This is a genomic window from Asanoa sp. WMMD1127, from assembly GCF_029626225.1.
Classification (GTDB): domain Bacteria; phylum Actinomycetota; class Actinomycetes; order Mycobacteriales; family Micromonosporaceae; genus Asanoa.
Window position 1 is genome coordinate 873,691 of the sequence record NZ_JARUBP010000001.1, and the last position, 24,415, is coordinate 898,105.

Consider the following 24,415-nt stretch of genomic DNA (forward strand, 5'->3'; position numbering starts at 1 on the left):
GGCAGATTTCCCGCGACCGTATCAGCGCGCAGCGGGCCGACCGGACCTAGGGGCACCAGCCGTTCAGCGGGTCACTGCGGCCGGTCCAGAGGAACGCGTTGCTGACCCAGCTGCCGTCGGAGAGCTTGTCCCACTGGTTCGTCCGGTAGCCGTCGCGGCCGGTGTGCGTGGTGCCGCGGGCCGAGCACACGATGTCGACCGTCGCGCCGTCCGCCGTCTGCCCGACGGTGGCGTAGTTGGTGCCCGGACCCCGCCGGCGGTTGACCTTCGTGCTGCCGTTGGTGTCGACGACGCCCTGGCGGAACCCGAGCTTGCCGTAGTTGTAGAGGCCGCCACCGACGTTGACCCGCTTCGAGCCGTGTAGCGCGTACCCCGCGTAGTTGGCGGCGGTCTGCCGGATCGCCCACTTGCCGACGTTGAACTTGTCGATCGCGATGTACTTGTTCTTGTAGCGCAGCGAGAAGTGCACGTGCGCGCCCGTCGACGAGCCGCCGCAGGAGACGTCGTTGCCGATGTTGCCGAGGAACGTGCCCTCGTCGACCTTCTTGCCGCTGGCCGCGATGTTGCCGGACAGGTGGTAGTAGTCGGTGGCGAACCCACGGTCGTGGATGACCCGCAGCCAACCCCGGCCGGACGAGCACATCGTGTACGCGAGCCCACCGCGCGCCGCCAGCACCCGCCCGTCACCACCGGCCAGATCGATCGAGCTGCGGATCGTGCCGCTCATCTGGTGCGGCCCGCCGGTGAGCCGCCACGTCTGGCCGAGGGCGTAGGGCAGCCGCAGGCCGGTGCGCCGGTCGAGCGCCGTCGCCTCGGCCCGGTTGCGGTTGACGCCGAAGGCCCGCTTCTCGTCGGCGCTCAGGATCGGCGAGCGCGCGGCCAGGTCCGCGAACGTGGGCTCGCCCTCCAGCGCCGCGGTCCAGCCGCGCCGGTCGCGGTAGGCGATGAAGAGCCAACCGTCGGGGTACGCGCCGGCGGTCGCGGGCGCCGGCAGCACCGCGGTGCCGAAGCCCCACGTGCCGGTGGTCCGCTTGGCGAGGTTCACCTGAGGGTCGGGTGCGGCCGCCCGGCTGCGGGCTAGCAGAATCTGGCGCACGACCTGGATGAGATCGTCTTTGGGGCCGGCGTGCGCGGGCGCGACTCCGGCAGATCCGATCAATGCGGTTAGGACGGCAGATGCGGCTATTGCGATACGGAGTCGCATACCCCGATAATCGGAAATTCGGGCATCTCGGTCACGTCGCCACGCCGATCGCCGGTCCGGCAGCCCGTTCGGCCACTAGTCACAGTGGGTAGTCGCGCGCTCGCCGAACCCACCCTCCATTTCCGACATATCGGTCTGAGGGACGGGCCGTTTCGTTCCGGAACCTGAGGCATAATTTTCCCCGGCCACCCTCGTGACCTTGCGCTGCGTGGCCGCTCCACAACAGACGAAGAGCTTGACCCGCAACACTTGCGGACCGCGTCGTGACCCCGCCGTGACCCGCCGGTTTGGGCTGAGGGAGTCCATTGACTTACCTTTGCCGTCGTTGCACTGCGTCACCCGACCGGTGGCGCGTCGACCCGCGCGCGCGAGCAAGTGCCACCAAGGAGGCTCCATGCAGGTTCGCAGGCTGATCGCCGGAACCGTCGTTCCGCTGGCCATCACCGCCGGTCTGGTCGGATGCAACAGCGGTGACCAGGCGAAGGTCGACCCCACCGGCGTGGTCAGCATCCAGATCGCCGAACCGCAGCACCTCACGCCGGCCAACACCAATGACGCCAGCGGCATCCAGGTGCTCTCGGCGCTGTTCGCCCCCTTGGTGAGCTACGACAAGGACTTCAAGCCCGTCCCCGACGCGGCCGCCTCGATCGAGTCGTCCGACGACCACAAGGTTTGGACCATCAAGCTCAAGGACGGCTACACGTTCCACAACGGCGAGAAGGTAACCGCCGACAACTACGTCAACGCCTGGAACTACGCCGCCTACGGCCCGAACGGCCAGAACAACGGCTACTTCTTCAGCCGGATCGCCGGCTGGTCCAACACCCAGTCCAAGGACGAGGACGGCCCGGAGGGCCCGAAGAAGGCGCCGGCGCCGAAGGCCGAGACGATGAGCGGCCTCAAGAAGGTCGACGATCTCACCTTCCAGGTCTCGCTCGCCGAGCCCTTCACCGAGTTCGAGACCATGCTCGGCTACAGCGCGTTCTACCCGCTGCCCAACGCCGCGTTCGCCTCTCCCGGCGTGCTCAAGGAAGACTTCGAGAGCGCCCCGATCGGCAACGGCCCGTTCATGATGAACGGCAAGTGGGACCACGACGCCAAGGTCGAGGTGGCCAAGTACGACGCCTACCCGGGCACCAAGCCCAAGGTCGGCGGCGTCGAGTTCCGGATCTACCTCCAGCCCAGCGCGGCGTACGCGGACGTGCTCTCCGACAACCTCGACGTGATCCCGCAGATCCCGACCGAGAGCATCCCCACCGCGCCCGACGACCTCGGCGACCGCTTCCAGCGCAGCTCCGCCTCGCAGTTCCAGTTCCTCGCCTTCCCCACCTACGAGGCCGAGTTCTCGAAGCCCGAGGTGCGCAAGGCGATCTCGATGGCGATCGACCGTGACGAGATCGTGCGGTCGGTGTTCAAGGGCTCCCAGCAGTCGGCCCGATCGTTCGTCTCGCCGGTGGTCGCGGGTTACCGCGAGAACACCTGCGGCGAGGCCTGCGAGTTCGACGCGGCCAAGGCCAAGCAGCTCTACGACGCGAACGGCGGCCCGAAGAAGTTGCAGCTGTCCTACAACTCCGACGGTCCGCACAAGGACTGGATCGACGCCACCTGCAACCAGCTCAACGCCAACCTCGGCGTCGAGTGCACCACGGTGCCGGAGGCGAAGATCGCCGACCTGCTGACCAAGGTCGAGGAGCGGACGCCGGTCGGCATCTTCCGGCTCGGCTGGATCATGGACTACCCGTCGATGGAGAGCTACCTCGGCCCGCTCTACAGCACCAGCGGTTCGTCGAACTACTACGGCTACAGCAACGCCCAGTTCGACAAGTTGGTCGAGGAGGGCGCGTCCGCCAAGTCGCCGGACGAGTCGATCGCCAAATATCAGGCGGCCGAGGACATTCTCGCCCAGGAGTTGCCGGTGATCCCGCTGCGCTTCGCGCAGAACAACTACGGCTACTCGACCCGCGTGCAGAACGTCGTGGTCGACCTGTTCAGCCGGATCGACCTCGACCAGATCGAGGTGCTCGGCTGAGCTGGCGCCCGGCACGACCGCCGGTCCCCGCAGGGACCGGCGGTCGTCGGCCGTTCGGGAACCCGGGGTAAGTTCACCTTCCGACTCCACCCCACCCGGCGCACAGAGAACTGGCACGCATGGCTCGTTACGTCATCAGGCGTCTGCTCCAGATGGTCGTCACCTTCATCGGGACGACCTTCGTGGTGTATGCGCTGATGTTCGCGAACCAGAACGACCCGATCCAGGCGTTGGCCGGCGACCGCCCCGTCAACGACAACGTGCGCCAGGTGCTCACCGAGCAGTACCACCTCGACGAGCCGTTCGTGGTGCAGTACGGCTACTACATGCGCGGCCTGCTGACCGGCGACTTCGGCAAGACGCTCACCGGCCGGCCCATCGGCGACGTCATGTCCGACGCCTGGCCCAACACGATCAAGCTGGCGCTGCTCGCACTGCTCTTCGCCACCGCGTTCGGCATCGCCGCGGGCCTGGTCGCCGGCCTGCGCCGGGGCAGCGTCTTCGACAACACCACGCTGGCGCTCACCCTGGTCGTCGTCGGCCTGCCGATCATCGTGCTGGCGCCGATCGCCCAGCTCGTGTTCGGCATCAAGCTCGGCTGGTTCCCGACCACGGCCGGCGCCCGACCCAGCCTCTACGGGTTGATCCTGCCCGCGCTCGTGCTCGGCGCCGCGTCGACCGCCACCATGCTCCGGCTGACCCGGGCGTCGGTGGCCGAGAACGTGCGGGCCGACTACGTGCGCACGGCCCGGGCCAAGGGGCTCGCCGTCCGCCGGGTCGTCGCCGTGCACGTGCTGCGCAACTCGCTGATCCCCGTGATCACGCTGATCGGCGTCGACCTCGGGACGCTGATGGCCGGCGCGATCGTCACCGAGGGCGTGTTCAACATCCCCGGCGTGGGCTCCAAGCTGCTCCAGGGCATCCAGACCGAGGACGGCCCGCTGGTGGTGGGCTTCGTCAGCGTGCTGGTCGTCGTCTTCCTGGTCACGAACCTGCTCGTCGACCTGCTCTACGCCGTACTCGACCCGAGGATCCGGTATGAGTGACCTGGAGATGGCGGCGACCACCGAGCTCGGCGCCCGACCGCCCGCCGACCCGCCACCCGCGGGCGGCCCGACGCCCACGCCGAGGTCGCGCAGCCTGGCCGCCGACGCCTGGTACGACCTGCGCCGAAACTGGATCTTCTGGGTCGCCGCCGCCCTCGTCGTGCTCGTCGTGCTGATGGCCGTCGTGCCCGGCCTGTTCAGCTCGGCCGACCCGACCGCCTGCAACACCCGCCGCCAGTTCGCCGGGCCCTCCGGCGGCGCCCTGTTCGGCTACGACTTCCAGGGCTGCGATGTCTTCTCCCGCACGGTGCACGGCGCCCGCGCGTCGGTGCTGGTCGGCGTGTTCGCCGTGCTCCTGACCGGGGTGATCGGTCTGGTCTTCGGCATGCTGGCCGGCTACTTCGGCGGCTGGCTCGACGCGGTGCTCTCCCGGGTGGTCGACGTCGTGCTCGGCATCCCGCTGCTGCTCGCCGCGATCGTGCTGAGCAAGCGGCTGGCCGCCGACCGGCAGGGCTCCGGCATCCTGACGGTGGTCATCGTGCTCGGCCTGCTCGGCTGGACCACGGCCGCCCGGGTGATGCGCTCGTCGGTGCTGGCCGCGCGCAGCCAGGACTACGTCGCCGCGGCCCGGATGCTCGGCGCCGGCCCGCTGCGGATCATGTGGCGGCACATCCTGCCGAACGCGCTCGCGCCGTTCATCGTCGTGCTGACGATCGCGCTCGGCACGTTCATCGCGACCGAGGCGACGCTGTCGTTCCTCAACATCGGCCTGCGACCGCCGGCGATCTCGTGGGGGATCGACATCGCCACCGCCGGCAAGCACGTGCGCGAGGCGGCCATGCCGCTGGTCGCGCCCTCGCTGTTCCTCACCCTGACGGTGCTCGCCTTCATCATGCTGGGCGACGCCATCCGGGACGCCTTCGACCCGAAGCTGCGCTGATGACCTACTCCTCGTATCCGCCCCCGGACTACCACCAGCCACAGAGCTATCCGCCTGCCGAGCAGCCGTCGACCGCGCCCGTCGTGGCCGGCTGGGGCGACGAGCGCACCGGCTGGGACACGCCGACGGCGGCCTGGTCGACCGCGCCGACCCGGGCCCGGGTCACCCCGCCGCGTTCCGGGGAGCACCTGCTCGACGTGCGCGACCTGTGGGTGGAGTTCGGCATCCGGGACGGCGTCGCGCGGGTGGTCAACGGCGTCTCCTTCCACGTCGACCCCGGTGAGACGCTGGCGATCCTGGGCGAGTCCGGCTCCGGCAAGTCGGTCACGGCCCAGGCCGTCATGGGCATCCTCGACAGCCCACCCGCTGTCGTACGCGGCGGCCAGGTGCGCTTCGGCGGCGAGGACCTGCTGACCGTGGCGCCCGAACGCCGTCGCCAGGTGCGCGGCCAGGAGATCGCGATGATCTTCCAGGACGCGCTGTCGGCGCTGAACCCGGTCTACCCGGTCGGCTGGCAGATCACGGAGGCGCTGCGCTCCCGGCGCGGGATCAGCAAGTCCGACGCCCGTCGCCGCGCCGTCGAGCTGATGGACCTCGTCCAGATCCCCGCGGCCAGCCAGCGGGTCGACGACTATCCGCACCAGTTCTCGGGCGGCATGCGGCAGCGCGTCATGATCGCGATGGCGCTCGCGCTGCGGCCCAAGGTGCTGATCGCCGACGAGCCGACCACCGCCCTCGACGTCACCGTGCAGGCCCAGATCATGGACCTGCTGGCGACGCTGCGCGCCGAGCTCGAGATGGCGCTCATCCTGATCACGCACGACCTGGGCGTGGTCGCCGACGTGGCCGACCGGATCACCGTGATGTACGCGGGCCGCGTCGTCGAGCACGCCGACGTGCACACGCTGTACGGCGCGCCCGCCCACCCGTACACCCGTGGTCTGCTTGCCTCGGTGCCGCGCCTGGAATATCGCGGTCACGGCCTGCACTCGATCAGTGGGACGCCGCCGAACCCGGTGGCCATCCCCGAGGGCTGCGCGTTCCACCCGCGGTGCCCGTGGGCGCAGCAGGTGTGCCGGATGACCGAGCCGCCGCTGACCCGGATCGGCCGGCTCGACCGGGCCAGCGCCTGCCACTTCCCGCCGGAGGCCCTCGATGCCCGTCTCGCATGAGCCGATCCTGCGGGTCGAGAACGCCGTCAAGCACTTCCCGATCACGCGGGGCGTGGTGCTGCCCAAGAAGGTGGGCGCGGTCAAGGCGGTCGACGGCGTCAGCTTCGAGCTGCGGCCCGGCGAGACGCTCGGCCTCGTGGGCGAGTCGGGATGCGGGAAGTCGACGCTGGCCAAGCTGCTGATGCGGCTGGAGACGCCGACCGCCGGCCGGGCGTACCTCAAGGGTCATGACCTGTTCCGGATGCGGGCCGGCGACCTGCGGCGGCTGCGGCGGTCGATGCAGATGGTCATGCAGGACCCCTACACGTCGCTCAACCCGCGGATGACCGTCGCCGACATCGTGGGCGAGCCGTTCGACATCCACCCGGACGCGGCCCCGAAGGGCAACCGCGACCTGGCCGTACGCGAGCTGCTCGAGCAGGTCGGCCTGGCGCCGGAACACGCGAACCGCTACCCGCACCAGTTCTCCGGCGGCCAACGCCAACGCATCGGCATCGCCCGCGCGCTGGCCCTGCGCCCCGAGGTGATCATCTGCGACGAGCCGGTGTCGGCACTCGACGTCTCGGTGCAGGCCCAGGTGGTCAACCTGCTGGAGCGGCTGCAGGACGAGCTGGGGCTGGCGTACATCTTCATCGCGCACGATCTGTCGGTGGTGCGGCACATCAGCGACCGGATCGCCGTGATGTATCTCGGCCGCATCGTCGAGACGGGCACGTCCGACCAGGTCTATTTGCGCCCGACCCACCCCTACACCCAGGCCCTGCTGTCGGCGGTCCCGGTCCCGGACCCGAACGCCCGGGCGCGCCGCCAGATCATCCGGCTGTCGGGCGACGTGCCGTCACCGGCCGACCCGCCCAGCGGCTGCCGCTTCCGCACGCGATGTTGGAAGGCCCAGCCGCGCTGCGCGAGCGAGGAACCACCCCTGTCGCAACGCGCCGTCGACCCGCACCCGTCGGCCTGCCACTACGCGGAACTGCACCACGTCATCGCCTGACCGGGTGGCTGGCCTGATAAGCCAGCCGTCGATCCGCCCCCACGGCGATCGCGTCGAGGACGTCGTCGAGCCCCGCGAAGGCCGCCCACCTCTCGATGCCGCAGCTTTCCGCGAGGCGGGCGGTGACCAGGTCGAGCAGCGCGTGGCCGGCGGGCTCGTGGGCGGAGCCCGGGCCGCTCAGCTCCTCGGGGTGGATCACCTTGCCGATGTCGTGGGTGGCGGCGCCGTAGTGGACGGCTTCGCGGTCGAAGATCAGGGCGGGATAGCGCGCCCGTAGCGCGGTGGTGAGCTGGCAGGCGACGTCGTGGACGGCGCGGAGGTGGGCCGCGAGCCGCGGCGGGGCGTCGAGCGCGACCAGCAGGTCGGCGACCTCGACCGGCAACGGTCGCAACAGGGTGTCGTCAGGGTCGAGGGCGCGCGCGAGCATCGGACAACCTTAGGAGGTCTCCCGGTGGAGCTGGTGCCGGTGCCGGCGGGGACGGTGACGCTGGCGGATCGGCGCACGCAGAGCAGCTGGTCGGTCGAGGTTCGGCCGTTCCGGCTCGGGGTGTTTCCGGTGACGCAGGCGGAGTACGCGGCGGTCACCGGCGAGTGGCCGAGCTCCTCGCGGGGCGATCGGCTGCCCGTCGAGAGTGTGTCGTGGCGGGACGCCGCGCGGTTCTGCGTGGCGCTGTCGCGGCGCGAAGGGCTGCCGCCGGCGTACGCCATCGTCGGTGACGTCGTCTCGTGGGATCCCGCCGCTTCCGGGTACCGGCTGCCGACCGAGGCCGAGTGGGAGCACGCGTGCCGGGCCGGCACGACGGGGCCCCGCTACGGGCCGCTCGACGAGATCGCCTGGTACCGCGGCAACTCGGGCGAGCGGATCCACGAGGTGGGCGGGCGGCGCCCGAACGCCTGGGGCCTGCACGACATGCTCGGCAACGTCTGGGACTGGTGCTGGGACCGCTACGACCCCGAGGTCTACGGCACCTACCGCGTCCTGCGCGGCGGCGGCTGGTTCGACGAGCACTGGAGCTGCCGCGCCTCGGTCCGCCGCCGCAGCCACCCCACCTTCCGCGTCGACGACGTCGGCTTCCGGGTGGCGCGCTCCGGATAGCCGGCACCGGTTTGCCGGGAAGGCATGGGGGAATTTCCTCACCATCGGCACGAAAGGAGGCCGCTATGCCGGCGGGATCGAGCCCCAAGCGGGAGCGGCAGTACGAGCACATCAAGGACAGCGCCCAGAAGCGCGGCGCGTCGTCCGGGCGGGCCAAGGAGATCGCCGCCCGCACGGTCAACAAGGAGCGGGCCAGGTCGGGCGAGTCGCGTACGGCCAGCCGGTCCTCGGTCAAGGACATCTCGTCCGGGCAGCGAGGCGGCAAGCGGTCGCACAGCGGCGCCCAGGGCCGCACCAAGGAGCAGCTCTACAACGAGGCCAAGAAGCGCAACATCCAGGGCCGCTCGAGCATGAGCAAGGCCGAGCTGGAACGAGCGCTGTCGAAGCGCTGACGGGAACCACGACCGGGCGCCGCGGCTCTGCCATTACATGGTCATGAGTGTGCGGCGTCCCGGTGTGCTGCTGGCCGGGCTGTTGTTGGCGGCGGCCGGCTGCTCGGGGGACCGGGACGCCGCCCCACCGCCGACGTGCTCCTCCCCCGTCCACAGCGAGCTGCAGGGCACGGGGTCGCTCTGGGCGCTGTTCTTCCCGCGGCCCGGCCAGACCGCGCCGGTGGTCGCCGGCGAGGAGACGAAGATCGTCTGGAAGATCGGCGGCACCGGCGACTTCACCATCGCCGCGACCGGACCCGACGGCGCCACAGCCGAGCTGGTCTGGGGCCCGACCGGCCACGGCGCCAGCACTTGGGAGCGGCCGGGCACCGAGTACGGCACGGGCTTCCTGTTCCCCAGGGCCGGCTGCTGGACCGTGACGGCCGAACGCACCAGCGGCGAACGCGGCGAGCTCTTCCTGACTGTCGCCTAGTGGAAGAAGTGCCGGGCGCCGGTGAAGAACATCGTGACGCCGGCGGCGTTGGCGGCGGCGATGACCTCCTCGTCGCGGACCGAGCCGCCCGGTTGGACCACCGCGCGGACGCCCGCGTCGGCCAGGATCTGGAAGCCGTCGGCGAACGGGAAGAACGCGTCCGACGCCGCCACCGCTCCCTCGGCCCGCTCCGCGCCCGCGCGGGACACCGCCAGCCGGGCCGAGTCGACGCGGTTGACCTGGCCCATGCCGACGCCGACCGAGGCGCCGTCGTGCGCCAGCAGGATGGCGTTGGACTTCACCGACCGCACGGCCCGCCAGGCGAACGCCAGGTCGGCCAGCACGTCGTCGCCCGCGGCCGGGCCGGCGACCAGGCGCCAGGCCGCCGGGTCGTCGCCCGGCGCGTCGATCGCGTCGCGCATCTGCACCAGCACGCCGCCGGTGATGGGGCGCCACTCGGCCGGCAGCGGCGCGAACGGCGGGGCCTGCAGCAGCCGGATGTTCTTCTTGCGGGTGAGCACGTCCAGCGCGCCCTCCGCGAACGCCGGCGCCACCAGCACCTCGGTGAAGATCTCGGCGACCTGCTCGGCCATCTCGACGGTGACCTCGCGGTTGGCCGCGATCACGCCGCCGAACGCGGAGACCGGGTCGCAGGCGTGCGCCTTGCGGTGCGCCTCGGCCACGTCGTCGCCGACCGCGATCCCGCACGGGTTGGCGTGCTTGATGATCGCGACTGCGGGCGCGTCGAAGTCGTGCGCCGAGCGCCAGGCCGCGTCCGCGTCGACGTAGTTGTTGTAGGACATCTCCTTGCCGTGCAGCTGCTCGGCCTGCGCGAGTCCGGGCGGGGCCGCCGGGTTGGTGTAGAGCGCGGCCTGCTGGTGCGGGTTCTCGCCGTAGCGCAGCGGGGTGTCGGCGTGCAGGTTGAGCCCGGCGAAGGTTGGCCATTCGGCGGGCGCGACGCTGGTGGCGAAGAACTCCGCGACCGCGACGTCGTAGTCGGCGATGTCGGCGAACGCCCGCGCCGCGAGCGTGCGGCGCTCGGCCAGGGTGAAGCCCCCGTCGGCCAACGCATTAACGATCATGGGGTACGCCGAGGGCGACGTCACCACCGCGACCGAGGCGTGGTTCTTGGCGGCCGCGCGGACCATCGCCGGCCCGCCGATGTCGATCTGCTCGACGCACTCCTCGACCGAGGCGCCGGAGGCGACCGTCTCCTGGAACGGGTACAGATTGGACACCAGCAGCTCGAACGGAGCGATGTCCAGCGTGGACAGCTGCTCGAGGTGCGCCGGCACGCGGGTGTCGGCGAGCAGGCCGGCGTGCACCCGGGGGTGCAGCGTCTTGACCCGGCCGTCGAGCACCTCGGGGAAGCCGGTCAGGTCCTCCACCCGGGTGACCGGGACGCCGGCGTTCGCGATCGTGGTCGCGGTCGAGCCGGTCGACACGATCTCCACCCCGCCGGCGTGCAGGGCGGCGGCGAGCTCGGTCAGCCCCGTCTTGTCGTACACGCTGACCAGGGCGCGCCGCAGCGGCCGCCGCGCGTCGTCGTTCATGGGATGGTGACCTTCCTTCCGGTGATGGTCCAGCCCTCGCGGACCAGGCGGCCGACGGTGTCGACGAGTTGCTGGCGCTCGGCCACCTTGATCCGCTCGGTGAGCGTCTCCTCGGTGTCGTCGTCGAGGACCGGGACCGCGACCTGGGCGACGATCGGTCCGGTGTCGACACCCGCGTCGACGAAGAACAGCGTCGCGCCGGCCAGCTTGACCCCGTAGGCGAGGGCGTCGCGGGGACCGTGGATCCCCGGGAACGCCGGCAGCAGCGCGTTGTGGGTGTTGAGGTAGCGGTCGCCGAACGCGCCGAGGAACGTGTCGCCGACGAGCTTGAGGAAGCCGGCCGAGATGACCAGGTCGGGCTTGTGCTCGGCGACCCGGTGGGTCAGCGCCTCGTCCCAGGCCGCCCGGGTCGGATGGTCCTTCACCCGTTCGACGAAGGTCGGCAGCCCGGCCGCGGTCGCCCGGTCGAGGCCGGCGATGCCGTCGCGGTCGGCGCCGACGGCCACCACCGTCGCGCCGTAGCCGGGGTCGGCACAGGCATCGAGCAGGGCGGCCAGGTTGCTGCCGGAGCCGGAGATCAGAACCACGATGCGAGCGGACGCGGGCACGTAGACAGACACTACCGGCCGCCCCGCCCACCCCACGCGACCGGCCTTGACGCAGTGATGATCTTCCAGGAGCATCGGCTGGCTGACTAGCTGGAAGGACGTTCGGTGACCAACCCATACCCGCCCCAGGGCTACGGCCCGCCGGCCCAACCCCAGAACACCCAGGGTCTCGTGTCGATGATCCTCGGCATCGCCTCGATCCCGCTCGCCTGCTGCCGCGGCATCGGCACGCTGCTGGGCATCGCCGCGATCGTGCTGGGCTACCTGGGCAAGCAGAAGGTCGCGCAGGGCCTCGCCAACAACGGCAGCCAGGCCCAGACCGGCTTCATCACCGGGATCATCGGCACCGCGCTCGGCCTGCTGATCCTGATCCTGGCCGTGGTGCTCAGCGTCGTCGACCTGCCCGGCCAGTAGGGTCCGGTCCCTCGCCGGATCCTCAGGGTCCGGCGAGGGCCCTGGTCGCGGCCGCGCCCACGGTCGCGCCGATGGTCATCACGAGCGCGCCGGCCAGCGCGACCTGCCAGGCCACCGGCCCCATCTCGGCCAGCCGTGGCCCGCCGACCGGCCCGCGCGACACCTGCGCGGCCAGGCCGAGCAGCAGCCCCGCCACCGGGCCACCGACCGCGGCGGCGCCGACCAGCGAACCCCACGAACGGTGCCGGCCGTACGCGTCGCCCGCCCGCAACCGCAGCACCCGGCGGGCCAGCAGCCAACCGGCGACCATGCCGGCCAGCAACGGCGCCGCCAGCAGCAGCGCGCCCAGCCCGCCGACCGGGCCCTGCGGGATCCCCGCGGCCAACGGCAACGGCAGCAGCGTGCCGACGTCGACCTCGGTGGTCCGGACGATGGTGTCCACACCCACGGCGAACCCCGGACCCAGGAGGTACGCGGCGGCCCAGATGGCGGCGTTCGGCGCGTACGCGAGGCAGATCAGCGTGATGCCCACCTGGCCGGCGACGCCGGTGCGGTAGGCGCCGAGCACGTCCGCCGCGTCGCCGCCACTGAGGGCGACCGACAGGCCGGCCATCGCGGCGCCCGTGCCGAGCACGAGAACGGCCCCGACCACGCCGGTGCGGATCCCGTCGCGCAGCACCGGCGGCATCCGCACCGCCATGACCCGCAGCGCTCCGGTCACCCGCAGGGCGCCGACCAGCGCCGAGAGCGTGCCGAACACGAGACAGTGGACGAACGCGCGCAGGGCGGAGACCTCGAGCCCGGGCTGGTCCGCCAGCAGCGCGGCGGCCGTGCCGACGACGCCGTAGCCGAGGCCCACGGTGCCGGCCACGGTGGCCGCCTGGAGCGGGGAGCCGCGCTGGGCGATGCCGTACGCCCGGCTGGTGTGCACGCCGGCCCGGCTGACCCGCCACGCGGCGAACGCGGCCACGGCGAGCGGCGGCAGGCCGAGCGGGCCGAGCGAGGTGCCCGGCGGCACGCCGTGAGCGAGGAGCCAGCCGGCCAGGCCGGCCCGGACGGCGTCGCCGAGCTCGCTCACACCGGCGGTCAACTGGGCCAGCGCCAGCGCGGCGGCAACCGGCAGGAACGAGAAGGCGGCCGCGAACAGCGCCGCGACCGCGCCCGCGATCAGCAGCGGGGCGCGGTTGGTGGGTGGGGCCGGGCGCTGCCGCGGCAGCCGCACCGTGGGGCGGTTGCCGACGTCGATGGGCTCGGTCGGCCGGTTGCGGACATCGGACGGGTCGGGCCGGTCGGTCGGCCGGTCGCGGACGTCGATCGGCTGGGTCGGCCGGTGGCGGACGTCGTCGAGTCCGGGTTCGGCCCCCGCTGCCGGGTCTGGATCGGTCTCGGGCTCAGGATCGGGTCGAGCGGCTGCGGTGCGCCGGACGAGCGGCGGGTCGTCGTGGCGCGGCAGGTCGATGCCGATCGCCTCCTGGTCCGTGCCCATGCCGCGGACCGGGCCCGCCGGCGGGTCCCGTCGGTCGTCGGCGGCCGGGGTCTGGCCGTCGGGGGTCGGACTGCGCATCGCCGCCTACTTTTTCACGCCGGCCGCGTGGGCCCGGCGCGACACCACGGACCTCGATCATCGCGTCAAGCTCCAAAGCGGACAAGCTTCGTAAATTAGGGGATAACATACGGCGAACCGTGTAATCGGTCTCGAACGACCGGGAGGCGTCGCATGACCGCCGAGTATCCGCCCCGTGGGCAGGAGCCGGACGAGCCGCACCCACCAGCCGGCTCGCCGCCGCCCGGCGGCCCCACGCGGGATCCGTGGGCGCCGCCGGACCCGACAGGACCGTCGTATCCGCCGGGCGGTCCCGTCACGCCCGCGTCGCAGCAGGACCCGCCGGGCGGATATCCACCGCCGCCGTCGGGGTCGCCCGAGAACTATCCCGGGCAGGAGGCCGGCTATCCGTCGTACCCGCCGCCGGGTCAGGAGCCGCCGCCCGGGGGTGGCTATCCGCCGCCGGGCCAGCAGCCGCCACCGGGGTACGGGCCGCCCGGGGGTTATCCGCCCGGCCAGGAGCCGCCGCCGGGCTACCCACCGCCCGGCTATCCGCCGGTCGGGGGCGGTCCGGGCGGGCCCGGTGGTCCCGGGGGGCCGGGTGGTCCGGGCGGGCCGGGTGGTCGCAATCCGTTCGGTCGCGGTTCCGCCTGGGGCGGTCAGGACCACACCACGCTGTGGGGCTGGCTGGGCATCGTCATCGGCCTGATCTGCTGCGGCATCCTCGGCATCCTCTTCGGCGTGCTGTCGATCCGCGACGCCCGCCGGTTCGGCAAGTCCCAGACGATCGGCTGGGTGGCGATCGTGCTCAGCGTGGTCAACATCGTGGCCAGCCTGGTGCTCAACTTCACCCGGCAGTACCCAGGCGTCTACTACAACTGAGAACGGGGGACGGCGCCGAGCGCCGTCCCCCGCTTTCAGCGACCCGTCAGCGGCTTTGGATGATCTCGCGCATCAGGCGGGCGGTCTCGCTGGGCGTCTTGCCGACGCGTACGCCGGCCGCCTCGAGCGCCACCTTCTTCGCGTCGGCCGTGCCGGCCGAGCCCGAGATGATCGCGCCCGCGTGCCCCATGGTCTTGCCGGGCGGGGCGGTGAAGCCGGCGATGTACGCGACCACGGGCTTGGTCACGTTGTCCTTGATGAACGCGGCCGCGCGCTCCTCGGCGTCGCCGCCGATCTCGCCGATCATGACGATCGCGTCGGTCTCCGGGTCGTCCTGGAACGCCGCGAGCGCGTCGATGTGCGTCGTGCCGATCACCGGGTCGCCGCCGATGCCCACGCTGGTCGAGAAACCGATGTCGCGCAGCTCGTACATCAGCTGGTAGGTCAGCGTGCCGCTCTTGCTGACCAGGCCGATGCGGCCGGCGGGGGTGATGTCGGCGGGGATGATGCCGGCGTTGGAGGCGCCGGGCGACGCGATGCCCGGGCAGTTCGGACCGATGATCCGCGTCTTCTGCCCCTTCTCGACGTTGTAGGCCCAGAAGGCGGCGGTGTCGTGCACCGGCACGCCCTCGGTGATCACCACGGCCAGCGGGATCTCGGCGTCGATCGCCTCGACCACGGCCGCCTTGGTGAACTGCGGCGGCACGAAGATGACCGACACGTCGGCGCCGGTCTCCTTCACCGCGTCAGCCACGGACGCGAAGACCGGCAGCGCGGTGCCGTCGAAGTCCAGCGTCTGGCCCGCCTTGCGCGGGTTGACGCCGCCGACGACGTGGGTGCCGGCGGCCAGCATGCGCCGGGTGTGCTTGGAACCCTCGGAGCCGGTCATGCCCTGCACGATGACCTTCGAGTCCTTGGTCAGCCAGATTGCCATGTCTCAGACCCCCGCAGCCGCGAGCTCGGCGGCACGCTGCGCCGCACCGTCCATCGTGTCCACCCGCTCGACCAGCGGGTTGGCCGCGCCGTCCAGGATCGCGCGACCGGCCTCGGCGTTGTTGCCGTCCAGCCGGACGACCAGCGGCTTGGTGACCGCCTCGCCGCGCTGCTCGAGCAGCGCCAGTGCCTGGATGATGCCGTTGGCCACCTCGTCGCAGGCGGTGATGCCACCGAAGACGTTGACGAAGACGCTCTTCACGCTGGGGTCGGAGAGCACGATCTCGAGGCCGTTGGCCATCACGGCCGCGCTCGCGCCGCCGCCGATGTCGAGGAAGTTGGCCGGCTTGACGCCGCCGTGCTGCTCACCCGCGTAGGCGACGACGTCGAGCGTCGACATGACCAGCCCGGCGCCGTTGCCGATGATGCCGACCTGGCCGTCGAGCTTGACGTAGTTGAGGTCCTTCTCCTTGGCGGCCCGCTCCAGGGGGTCGACCGCGCTCTGGTCGACCAGCGCCTCGTGGTCGGGGTGCCGGAAGCCGGCGTTCTCGTCGAGCGTGACCTTGGCGTCGAGGCAGAGGACGCGGCCGCTGGAGACCTTGGCCAGCGGGTTGACCTCGACCAGCGTGGCGTCCTCGGCGACGAACGCCCGCCACAGCTTGATCGCGATCTCGATGATCTCGTCGGCGGCCTCGGCCGGGAACTGCGCCTTGGCGACGATCTCCTTGGCCACCGCGACGTCGACGCCCTTGTTGGCGTCGATGGCGACCTTGGCGACCCGGTCCGGCGTCTCGGCGGCGACCTGCTCGATGTCCATGCCGCCGGCCACGCTCGCGATGCACAGGAACGTGCGGTTGGCGCGGTCCAGCAGGTAGGAGAAGTAGTATTCCTCGGTGATCTCGGCCGTCTCGGCCAGCATCACCTTGTGGACCGTGTGGCCCTTGATGTCCATCCCGAGGATGTCGGTCGCCCGCGCCACCGTCTCCTCCGGCCCGTCGGCCAGCTTGACGCCGCCGGCCTTGCCGCGGCCGCCGACCTTTACCTGGGCCTTCACGACCACGCGGCCACCGAGGCGTTCGGCGATCGCGCGGGCCTCCTCCGGGGTCTCGGCGACACCACCGGCGAGCACGGGCAGCCCGTGCCGCTCGAAGAGATCGCGCCCCTGGTACTCGTACAGGTCCACGTTTACGCGTCCCGTCCTCGTCTCCGCGGCGCACCCTTGCGCCGCGCCCATTCTGGTGTTTGAGGGGAGCCTATCCACGCCACGCGGGTCGGCAACCCGGCCGGGTCACGGGTGTGCGGCACCGCACAGGGTCCGGCTTCCCGGAAATTTCTGAGATGGCGCGTAACCGCCGGATAAGGGCGTCGTTGACTTCAGTGTCGGCACGGAAGCGACAAAGCCGACGAAGACGGCCGATGCCCTGTCGGTCGAGGGGTGGCGGCGGGGCATCGTGCATAGAGAGGCCGGGCGTGTGAGGGGTGCGTCCGGCCTCTCCCCTTTTCTCGTGCTTTAGCCGACCGGCTGAGCGACGTTTTCGCGTACCCAGTCGACGATTGCCTGCGTAGGCGCTCCCGGCGTGAAGATCTTGGCCACGCCCATTTGCTGCAATTCGGGAATGTCCGCTTCAGGAATAATGCCGCCGCCGAACACGACGATGTCGCCGGCGCCGCGAGAGTCGAGCAGTTCGAGTACGCGCTTGAACAGCGTCATGTGCGCGCCGGAGAGGACGGACAGCCCCACCGCGTCGGCGTCTTCCTGGATCGCGGTCTCGACGATCTGCTCCGGGGTCTGGTGCAGCCCCGTGTAGACGACCTCCATGCCAGCGTCGCGCAGCGCCCGCGCGACAATCTTGGCGCCCCGGTCGTGCCCGTCCAGGCCGGGCTTCGCCACCACAACCCGTACGCGTGAGCTCATGTCGGTCCTCCACAAGGGCTTCGTTGCCTGAACGAACGGTAACCCGGTCGGGCCCCTAGGGGCGACACCGGGTGCGGCGTGCCACATAACAATAAGTAATGCTCGATATCACAGAGAGCTATTAACGAGGCTCCCCACAAAAGGTTACGAAATCAGGCATTCCACTGCGGACGGTCGGACTTAATGTCCGCGAAACACTCGTCCAACTTGAGAGTCGCTTAAGGGTTGGCTACCGTGTCCCACGGCTGCCAATCCGTTCCCCCCGGAATGGCACTGCGGATCACCGGCGTTCACCCCCCGTGACAAACGCCGCGTCCGCCCAACTGTTCCGACAACGGAGGGTGTGCGTGCGCCAGCGCTTGTCGTCTGAGAAGGACCGTTATCGCGGTCGGCGACGCGTCCCTACCCCGCCTCGCAGCCGCTACGCGATCGTCGTCACCGGCGCCTTCGTCGGCGCGGGCGTGGTCGCGATGGGCGCGAGCGCGATGCCCGACGCCAAGGCGGTCGACCCTCAGGTCCTGGCCGGCCTCAACGGCACCTCGGTCGACAACGCTCTCCAGGAGCGTGCCGACCAGGCCAGCAAGGCTTCGCGGTCCGAGCGCACCGACAAGATGGAGACCTCGCTCGCCGAGTCTCCCGACGTCTGGCAGCTCCCGCTCTCCGGCTACACCTTCACCAACCCCTACGGCATGCAGGGCAAGCAGCTGCACGCCGGGATCGACCTCGTCGCCCCCGAGGGCACCCCGTTCGCCGCGGTGCACGACGGCGTCGTCAAGGAAGCCGGCTGGATCGGTGGCTACGGGATGGCCGTGATCATCGACCACGGCGACGGCACCGAGGTCATCTACGGCCACGCCAGGCAGGTTCTGGTGCAGAAGGGCCAGCAGGTCAAGGCGGGCGACATGATCGGCCTGGTGGGCAGCACCGGCCACGCCTACGGGTCGCAGCTCTGCATCGAAACCCAGGTCGACGGGGAGTCTACGGACCCGATCCCGTTCTTCAAGGAGCGCGGAGTGGACATCCAGCTACAAGTCGCCTCAATTTACGGCTGAGTAGCCGCCCCTGCACGCAGGGTATTGTCCGTCGAACCGCCCGTCGCGAATGCGATGGGCGGTTTCTTGTTGCCGTAAGGCCGGCAAAGTTTCCTACGCCACAGTGACCGTTGTGACCCCGGTCACTGATCTTGGTGGCGCCCGTACCGGTAAGTAGCGGTTCAGATCGGGACATAGCCTCCCTCACTCAGCGCGGTCATCGACACGGCATACGCATGGCTGTCGCCGCGTTGAACACGGCTCGTACAACCATTTGCCGGTCCGTGCCGCACAACCACGGAGGTTCCCCCTCGTGCAATCGAACTACCCGTACGACCAGCAGCCGGAGCAGGAGTTTCACGCTCAGAACGGCGAGATCGAGCCGACGCCGCAGGCGCCGCTCGGCTTCCGCGACCGCGTGCGCACGTCGCTCGCCGGCCGCGGTCGCGTGGTCGCGCTGGCCGCCGTCGGCCTGCTCGGCCTCGGCATAGCGGGTGGCGCTGTCGCTACTCTCGGTGACGACGACTCGACGTCCCCCACCACCATCGCGGTAGCCGACCAGCAGGCCCGCATCGACGCGGCCGGCCGCGCCGACCGCTCGCTGCGCTCCCCCGTCGCGATCCCGTCCGTGAGCCCGACCACCGAGACCGCCACCCCCAAGGCCTCGGAGTCGCCCAAGGCGCCCAAGGCGGAGAAGAAGGCGCCGGTCACCAAGAAGGCCGCCCCCAAGGCGCCCGCGAAGCCCAAGACCTCCGGCCCGAAGATCTCGAAGGCCGGCTGGACCTCCCCGATGATCGGCGCCGAGGTCACCTCGTGCTTCGGCATGCGCTGGGGCGTCCCGCACCAGGGCATCGACTTCGCGATGCCCGAGAACACCCCGGAGCGCGCCACCGCCGCCGGCACCGTGACCGCGGCCGGCTGGGCGTTCACCGGCTACGGCATCTCGGTCGTCATCGACCACGGCGACGGCTACTTCACCCACTACGCCCACATGAACCGCACCGCGGTCGAGGTGGGCGACACGGTGAAGGCCGGCCAGATCATCGGCTACGAAGGCTCCACCGGTGACTCCACCGGCCCGCACCTGCACTTCGAGGTGCACCAGGGCGCCATGTGGAACCAGATCGACCCCGCGCCGTTCCTGAAGGCGAAGGGCGTGCCGGTCGACGGCTGCTGAGGCTTACCCCGCCCCCCGGAAACGATGGGTCCGGCTCCTTCGGGAGCCGGACCCATCGTCGTCGTGGCGCTTGGTCGTGGCGCTTGGTCGTCGCGCCCCAGGCAGGAGTCGAACCCGCAATCGGCCGCTTCAGCAGCGGATGCCCGACCCGTCGGGCGGCTGGGGCCTGTTGCCCTCAATTGATAATGACGCGCCAGAGCGGGCTGGCGTTGCACGTGTCACTCAAGTGGGCGCAGAGATCGAGGGCCAAGGGCATGGGGCCGGCTCGGTCACGGCGAAGGGCCGTGGATGCGGCCACGCCGGTCAAGAGCGCGACAGCCACGGCCGCCGATCGGTGGCGCGCCGGCCCGCACGGGGCCGGCCCGGTCACGGCGAAGGCCGTGGATGCGGCCACGCCGGTCAAGAGCACGACAGCCACGGCCGCCGATCGGTGGCGCGCCGGGCCGCACGGGGCCGGCCCGGTCACGGCGAAGGCCGTGGATGCGGCCACGCCGGTCAAGAGCACGACAGCCACGGCCGCCGATCGGTGGCGCGCCGGCCCGCACCGGCCGGCCCGGTCACGGCGAACGCCGTGGATGCGGCGCGCTGATCAAGAGCGCGACAGCCACGGCCGCCGATCGGTGGCGCGCCGGGCCGCACGGCGCCGGCCCGGTCGCGGCGAACGCCTGGTTGCGGCGCGCTGATCAAGAGCGCGACAGCCGTGGCCGCCGATCGGTGGCGCGCCGGGCCCCGCGTGCCAGGCCGAGGCCCGCGAAGGGTGCGGCCAGGAGGAGGAGCGCCAGCAGCGTCGGTGGAGGGTCGGAGATGGCGTTGCTGGCCAGCACCACCGCTGCGACCGGAAGCGCCAGCACCGCGGCCCGCCAGCGGACCCCGCGGCGCTGGGCAAGCACGGCGGCCACCAGCAGCGAGCCGACCAGCGCCGCCGCGAGGAGGCCGAGGCCGCCGGCCTCGTATCGCCAGCCTCGGCCGATCGGCAGCCAGGGGACCGTGGCCGCGAACTCCGCGCGCGGCAGCCACCCGGTCAGGATCCCGATCGCCCCGGCGGCCACGGCGGCCGCCAGCGGCCGGCCGCGGAGTCGGGAGCCGGCGCCCACCAGCCACACCGCCAGCGAGCCGGTGGTCACCACCGCGGCCACGACGGCGATCGGCACGCGCTCAACGCCGAAGATCCACACCCCGAAGGCGGTCTCCCCGACCAGGCCGAGCCCGGCGGCGACGACCGCGAGCCCGCGCCAGCCGGCGACGGCGGCCACCGCCGCCAGCAGCCACAGGCCCAGCTGACCGAAGACCAGCACGACGAGCCAGAACGGGATGGGCAGGCTCGCGTCGAACAGCCCGTGCCAGATCCCGGCGCCGCGCAGCGCGCCCGCCGACATCCCGATCGCGCCGATCGTCCCGACGACACCGGCGGCGGCCGGCCAGGCCGACCCGCCGAGCCGCCCGACCGTGTGCGCGGCGAGGGCGGCGCGGGCCAGGTCGGCAACCTCGCCCCGCCGCGGGAAGCGCTGGCCCTCGTCGGCGGCGGCCAGCAGGGCGGCGAGCATCTCGGCCTCGTAGTCGGCGCGATGGCGGCGCGGGAAGAGGCGGAGCAGGCGCCGGTAGCGCCGCTCGAGGTCGGCGGCCGTCACGCCGGCTCACCGCGGGCCAGCGCGACCTTCAAACGGGCCGCCGCCGCAGTGGCGTGGCGGGTGAGCCGCTCGGTCTCGGCCGCGAGCCGGCGCGTGCCGTCGGCGGTGAGTCGGTAATAACGGCGCAGGCGGGAGTCGACGATCTCCTCGCGGTCGACCTCGATGAGGCCGTCGGCGCGCAGGCGGTCGATCGCCGTGTAGAGGGTGCCGACGCCGATGACGACGCGACCCGCGGAAATGTCACGGACGTCCTCGATCACGGCGTAGCCGTGCCGAGGACCGGCGGCCAGCGAGGTGAGGATGAGGTAGGTCGGCTCACGCAACGGCGCGTCGTCCTTCATGGACGAACAATACATCGGTAGCCGATGTATATCAATCGTTGGTCGCGGTTGGTCAGCGGGCGGTGGTCGCCGGCGGCAACGCACCGGTTGCGGCGACGACCGGCACGGGGTTGGCGCGGACGTGAGCCATCGTCGGGTGGTCTCGCTTCCCCTGGCCGCAAGCCCCGCGGTTGCATTCAGCCGCACGTTCCACGGGCACGAGCGCTCAGCACATCGCGAGAAGATGAGGACGCGGGCCCCCTGACCCAGTGCGTCGCATCAAGTCGACCAGCACCGCCCGCACATGATCGTGTGCGCCTTACCATGACGGCTGGCGGCGTCTCATCCAGACGACGTTCACACGATCGCGCCAGATCCCCACCTCAGGCCGGACCCAGCGCACATGATCACCGGCGAAGCCACGCGCTAACCCGCACTGCCCGGGTCGGCCGCGACAAGCCGCAACGTCGCGACCACCCAAGCACAGCGGGCGGGAATGACGGGAACAAGGCGGAGCGCCGAGCCCGACGAACGACCTCGCCCCCATGCGAACAGCATTGTGCGGTCGAGCGAGGACCGGACGAGGAGGTCCGCCCCGGGGTGAAGCGCAGCCGCGGGCTAGAGCTTCTCCACCGGCGCGTGGCGGAGGACCAGCCACATCGTCTGGTCGCCGAAGTCGATCTGGGCTCGGGCGCTCGGGCCCTGGCCTTCGACGGCGAGCACGCGGCCCAACCCGTAGCGCTGGTGGTTGACCCGGTCCCCGACCGCCACCTTCGGCGCGGCCTGGCGCAGCTCGCTGGCCGTCGACAGCTTGCTGCCGTCGATGCCCAGCCGGGCCGCCAGCGCCGCGGCCTTGGGCGTGCCGCCCGAGAAGCCGCCGCCGCGCGCGGCACCGCCGCCGGACGCACCCACGCCGCGGTTCCCCACGCCTCCACCGGTGCCGGACCAGGACGTGTAGGCCCCCTCCGTGCGCTCCCAGCGCACCAGTTCCTCCGGCAGCTCGGCCACGAAGCGCGACGTCGGGTTGTAGGACGGCGCGCCCCAGGCCGACCGCGTCACCGCCCGCGACAGGTAGAGCCGCTGCCGGGCGCGGGTGATCCCCACGTACGCCAGCCGGCGTTCTTCTTCCAGCTCGGTGTTGTCGCCCAGCGCGCGCATGTGCGGGAACACGCCGTCCTCGAGCCCCGTCAGGAAGACGATCGGGAACTCCAGGCCCTTGGCCGTGTGCAGCGTCATCAGGGTGACCACGCCCTGGTGGTCGGGGTCGTCGGCGGGGACCTGGTCGGCGTCGGCGACCAGGGCCACCTGCTCCAGGAAGCCGGCTAGGGTGGCCTGCTCGTCGTTGCCCTCGACGCGTTCGGTGAACTCGCGGGCCACCGAGACGAGCTCCTGCAGGTTCTCGACCCGGCCCGCGTCCTGCGGGTCGGTGCTCTCCTCCAGCTCGGCCAGGTAGCCCGACCGGGTCAGCATGGCCTCGAGGACCTCCTCGGGCGGCGCCGTGTCGGACAGCTCGCGCAGGCCGTCGAGCAGCGCGACGAAGTCGCCGATGCCGTTGAGGGCCCGGCTGGAGATGCCGGGGGCCTCGCTGGCCCGGCGCAGCGCGGCGCCGAACGAGATGCGGTCGCGGGACGACAGCGCCTCGACGGCTCCCTCGGCACGGTCGCCGATGCCGCGGCGCGGGGTGTTCATGACGCGGCGGATGCTGACCGTGTCGTCGTCGTTGACGATCGCGCGCAGGTAGGCGAGCGCGTCGCGGACCTCGCGCCGCTCGTAGAAGCGGACGCCGCCGACCACCTTGTAGGGCAGGCCGACGCGGATGAACACCTCTTCGAAGACCCGGGACTGCGCGTTGGTGCGGTAGAAGACCGCGACGTCGCCCGGGCGGGCGCCGGCGTCGTCGGTGAGGCGGTCGATCTCGCGGGCGACCCAGTCGGCCTCGGCGTGCTCGGTGTCGGCGACGTAGCCGACGATGCTCTCGCCGGCGCCCTGGTCGCTCCACAGCCGCTTGGGCTTGCGGGACGGGTTGCGGCTGATCACCGCGTTGGCGGCGTTGAGGATGGTCTGGGTCGAGCGATAATTCTGCTCGAGCAGGATCGTGCGCGCGTCGGTGTAGTCGCGCTCGAACTCGAGGATGTTGCGGATCGTCGCGCCGCGGAAGGCGTAGATGGACTGGTCGGCGTCGCCGACGACGCACAGCTCGGCCGGCTCCAGCCCCTCGGTGCCGGAGACCAGCTCCTTGATCAGCACGTATTGCGCGTGGTTGGTGTCCTGGTATTCGTCGACCAGCACGTGCCGGAAGCGCCGCCGGTAGGTCTCGGCGACGTGCGGGTGCGACTGGAACAGGTGCACCGTCGTCATGATCAGGTCGTCGAAGTCGAGGGCGTGCGCTTCCTTGAGGCGGCGCTGATAGAGGGTGTACGCCTCGGCGACCGCCCGTTCCATCGGACCCTTGGCCCGCTCGGCGAAGGTCTCCGGGTCGACGAGCTCGTTCTTGAGGTTGGAAACCTGGGCGGCCAGGCCGCGGGCCGGGTGGCGCTTGGGGTCGAGGTCGAGCTCGCGGGCGACGAGCTGCATGAGCCGGCGCGAGTCGTCGGCGTCATAGATCGAGAACGTCGACTTGAGGCCGGCGTGGTCGTGCTCGGCACGCAGAATGCGTACGCACGCGGAGTGGAACGTCGACACCCACATCTGCCGCGCGCGGCCACCCACCAGCGCGGCGACGCGTTCCTTCATCTCGCCGGCGGCCTTGTTGGTGAACGTGATCGCGATGATCTGGCCGGGGTGCACGTCGCGCGCGGCCAGCAGGTAGGCGATGCGGTGCGTCAGCACCCGGGTCTTGCCCGAGCCCGCGCCGGCCACGATCAGCAGCGGTGAGCCGGCGTGGGTGACCGCGTCGCGCTGCGGGCCATTGAGGCCGGTGACCAGCGCTTCGGGGTCGAGCTGGGGTCGCTTCGGCCGCGCGGCGCCGCCGTCGGCCGCGGAGTCGGCAGCGGCGAGCACGGCGGGCCGGCCGTCGGCATCGGAGATTTCGAAGAGAGCACGCATCGCACCGCGAAGTCTATTCCG

General features: G+C 71.4%; 23 protein-coding genes and 1 tRNA gene. 12 read left to right on the forward strand and 12 right to left on the reverse strand.

The window, feature by feature from the left end; translation table 11 throughout:
* Window positions 1-46 precede the first annotated feature (46 nt).
* On the reverse strand, window positions 47-1,096 hold the full coding sequence (locus O7635_RS04290) for a peptidoglycan DD-metalloendopeptidase family protein (RefSeq protein ID WP_278079106.1): 1,050 nt from the start codon (window positions 1,094-1,096) through the stop codon (window positions 47-49).
* A 502-nt stretch (window positions 1,097-1,598) separates the two neighbouring features.
* Between O7635_RS04290 and O7635_RS04295 the strand changes: the two genes are divergently transcribed.
* The 5 genes from O7635_RS04295 (at window position 1,599) to O7635_RS04315 (ending at window position 7,385) form a co-directional block, all read left to right on the forward strand.
* Window positions 1,599-3,233 carry an ABC transporter substrate-binding protein gene (locus tag O7635_RS04295; protein ID WP_278079107.1) on the forward strand — a complete coding sequence of 545 codons (1,635 nt, stop codon included), beginning with the start codon at window positions 1,599-1,601 and terminating at the stop codon, window positions 3,231-3,233.
* 119 nt (window positions 3,234-3,352) lie between these two features.
* Window positions 3,353-4,279: an ABC transporter permease gene (locus O7635_RS04300; protein WP_278079108.1), complete on the forward strand. Its 927-nt coding sequence runs from the start codon at window positions 3,353-3,355 to the stop codon at window positions 4,277-4,279.
* The gene (locus O7635_RS04305; RefSeq protein ID WP_278079109.1) at window positions 4,272-5,219 is read left to right on the forward strand and encodes an ABC transporter permease; all 948 of its coding nucleotides are present in this window, start codon (window positions 4,272-4,274) and stop codon (window positions 5,217-5,219) included. The genes O7635_RS04300 and O7635_RS04305 overlap by 8 nt, the downstream gene beginning before the upstream one ends.
* On the forward strand, window positions 5,219-6,391 hold the full coding sequence (locus O7635_RS04310; RefSeq protein WP_278079110.1) for an ABC transporter ATP-binding protein: 1,173 nt from the start codon (window positions 5,219-5,221) through the stop codon (window positions 6,389-6,391). The genes O7635_RS04305 and O7635_RS04310 overlap by 1 nt, the downstream gene beginning before the upstream one ends.
* A complete protein-coding gene (locus O7635_RS04315; RefSeq protein WP_278079111.1) occupies window positions 6,375-7,385 on the forward strand; it encodes a dipeptide ABC transporter ATP-binding protein in 1,011 nt (336 codons plus the stop codon). The genes O7635_RS04310 and O7635_RS04315 overlap by 17 nt, the downstream gene beginning before the upstream one ends.
* Here O7635_RS04315 and O7635_RS04320 read toward each other — a convergent pair.
* Window positions 7,375-7,812 (reverse strand): phosphohydrolase, encoded by a 438-nt coding sequence (locus O7635_RS04320; protein WP_278079112.1) that lies wholly within the window; start codon window positions 7,810-7,812, stop codon window positions 7,375-7,377. The two genes, O7635_RS04315 and O7635_RS04320, sit on opposite strands and share 11 nt — an antisense overlap.
* Window positions 7,813-7,836: 24 nt before the next feature.
* Between O7635_RS04320 and O7635_RS04325 the strand changes: the two genes are divergently transcribed.
* The 3 genes from O7635_RS04325 to O7635_RS04335 all read left to right on the forward strand — a co-directional run bounded on the left by O7635_RS04325 (window position 7,837) and on the right by O7635_RS04335 (window position 9,345).
* Complete coding sequence (locus O7635_RS04325; RefSeq protein WP_278079113.1) at window positions 7,837-8,481, forward strand: formylglycine-generating enzyme family protein; 645 nt, start codon at window positions 7,837-7,839, stop codon at window positions 8,479-8,481.
* A 65-nt stretch (window positions 8,482-8,546) separates the two neighbouring features.
* Window positions 8,547-8,873, forward strand: a complete 327-nt coding sequence (locus tag O7635_RS04330) for a plasmid stabilization protein (protein WP_278079114.1) — start codon at window positions 8,547-8,549, stop codon at window positions 8,871-8,873.
* A 43-nt stretch (window positions 8,874-8,916) separates the two neighbouring features.
* On the forward strand, window positions 8,917-9,345 hold the full coding sequence (locus O7635_RS04335; RefSeq protein ID WP_278079115.1) for a hypothetical protein: 429 nt from the start codon (window positions 8,917-8,919) through the stop codon (window positions 9,343-9,345).
* On the opposite strand, the gene purH is transcribed toward O7635_RS04335, so the two are convergent.
* Window positions 9,342-10,898: a bifunctional phosphoribosylaminoimidazolecarboxamide formyltransferase/IMP cyclohydrolase gene (purH, locus tag O7635_RS04340; protein WP_278079116.1), complete on the reverse strand. Its 1,557-nt coding sequence runs from the start codon at window positions 10,896-10,898 to the stop codon at window positions 9,342-9,344. The two genes, O7635_RS04335 and purH, sit on opposite strands and share 4 nt — an antisense overlap.
* The gene (purN, locus tag O7635_RS04345; protein WP_278079117.1) at window positions 10,895-11,518 is read right to left on the reverse strand and encodes a phosphoribosylglycinamide formyltransferase; all 624 of its coding nucleotides are present in this window, start codon (window positions 11,516-11,518) and stop codon (window positions 10,895-10,897) included. Before purN ends, purH begins: the two co-directional genes overlap by 4 nt.
* 93 nt (window positions 11,519-11,611) lie before the next feature.
* Between purN and O7635_RS04350 the strand changes: the two genes are divergently transcribed.
* On the forward strand, window positions 11,612-11,920 hold the full coding sequence (locus O7635_RS04350) for a hypothetical protein (protein WP_278079118.1): 309 nt from the start codon (window positions 11,612-11,614) through the stop codon (window positions 11,918-11,920).
* 22 nt (window positions 11,921-11,942) lie between these two features.
* Here O7635_RS04350 and O7635_RS04355 read toward each other — a convergent pair whose 3' ends face one another.
* A complete protein-coding gene (locus O7635_RS04355; RefSeq protein WP_278079119.1) occupies window positions 11,943-13,484 on the reverse strand; it encodes a DUF6350 family protein in 1,542 nt (513 codons plus the stop codon).
* Window positions 13,485-14,138: 654 nt separating this feature from the next.
* Here O7635_RS04355 and O7635_RS38110 point away from each other — a divergent pair.
* Window positions 14,139-14,345 carry a hypothetical protein gene (locus O7635_RS38110; protein ID WP_347405329.1) on the forward strand — a complete coding sequence of 69 codons (207 nt, stop codon included), beginning with the start codon at window positions 14,139-14,141 and terminating at the stop codon, window positions 14,343-14,345.
* A gap of 46 nt (window positions 14,346-14,391) precedes the next feature.
* Here O7635_RS38110 and sucD read toward each other — a convergent pair whose 3' ends face one another.
* The 3 genes from sucD to O7635_RS04375 form a co-directional block, all read right to left on the reverse strand.
* Complete coding sequence (sucD, locus tag O7635_RS04365; RefSeq protein ID WP_278079121.1) at window positions 14,392-15,279, reverse strand: succinate--CoA ligase subunit alpha; 888 nt, start codon at window positions 15,277-15,279, stop codon at window positions 14,392-14,394.
* A 3-nt stretch (window positions 15,280-15,282) separates the two neighbouring features.
* On the reverse strand, window positions 15,283-16,461 hold the full coding sequence (gene sucC, locus O7635_RS04370; RefSeq protein WP_278079122.1) for an ADP-forming succinate--CoA ligase subunit beta: 1,179 nt from the start codon (window positions 16,459-16,461) through the stop codon (window positions 15,283-15,285).
* A gap of 327 nt (window positions 16,462-16,788) precedes the next feature.
* Window positions 16,789-17,193 carry a cobalamin B12-binding domain-containing protein gene (locus O7635_RS04375; RefSeq protein ID WP_278079123.1) on the reverse strand — a complete coding sequence of 135 codons (405 nt, stop codon included), beginning with the start codon at window positions 17,191-17,193 and terminating at the stop codon, window positions 16,789-16,791.
* 347 nt (window positions 17,194-17,540) lie between these two features.
* On the opposite strand from O7635_RS04375, the gene O7635_RS04380 reads away from it, so the two are divergent.
* Entirely contained in the window at window positions 17,541-18,245 is a 705-nt protein-coding gene (locus O7635_RS04380; RefSeq protein ID WP_278079124.1) for a M23 family metallopeptidase, read from the forward strand.
* Between the two features lie 292 nt (window positions 18,246-18,537).
* Window positions 18,538-19,401, forward strand: a complete 864-nt coding sequence (locus tag O7635_RS04385) for a M23 family metallopeptidase (protein ID WP_278079125.1) — start codon at window positions 18,538-18,540, stop codon at window positions 19,399-19,401.
* A 93-nt stretch (window positions 19,402-19,494) separates the two neighbouring features.
* On the opposite strand, the gene O7635_RS04390 is transcribed toward O7635_RS04385, so the two are convergent.
* From O7635_RS04390 to pcrA, 4 genes are all read right to left on the reverse strand, one after another.
* Window positions 19,495-19,567, reverse strand: a tRNA-Gln gene (locus O7635_RS04390).
* 517 nt (window positions 19,568-20,084) lie between these two features.
* Window positions 20,085-21,029, reverse strand: coding sequence for a hypothetical protein (locus O7635_RS04395; protein WP_278079126.1), 945 nt, complete (start codon window positions 21,027-21,029; stop codon window positions 20,085-20,087).
* Window positions 21,026-21,370: a PadR family transcriptional regulator gene (locus O7635_RS04400; RefSeq protein ID WP_278079127.1), complete on the reverse strand. Its 345-nt coding sequence runs from the start codon at window positions 21,368-21,370 to the stop codon at window positions 21,026-21,028. Before O7635_RS04400 ends, O7635_RS04395 begins: the two co-directional genes overlap by 4 nt.
* A gap of 597 nt (window positions 21,371-21,967) precedes the next feature.
* Window positions 21,968-24,394: a DNA helicase PcrA gene (pcrA, locus tag O7635_RS04405; protein WP_278079128.1), complete on the reverse strand. Its 2,427-nt coding sequence runs from the start codon at window positions 24,392-24,394 to the stop codon at window positions 21,968-21,970.
* Between the last annotated feature and the right edge of the window lie 21 nt (window positions 24,395-24,415).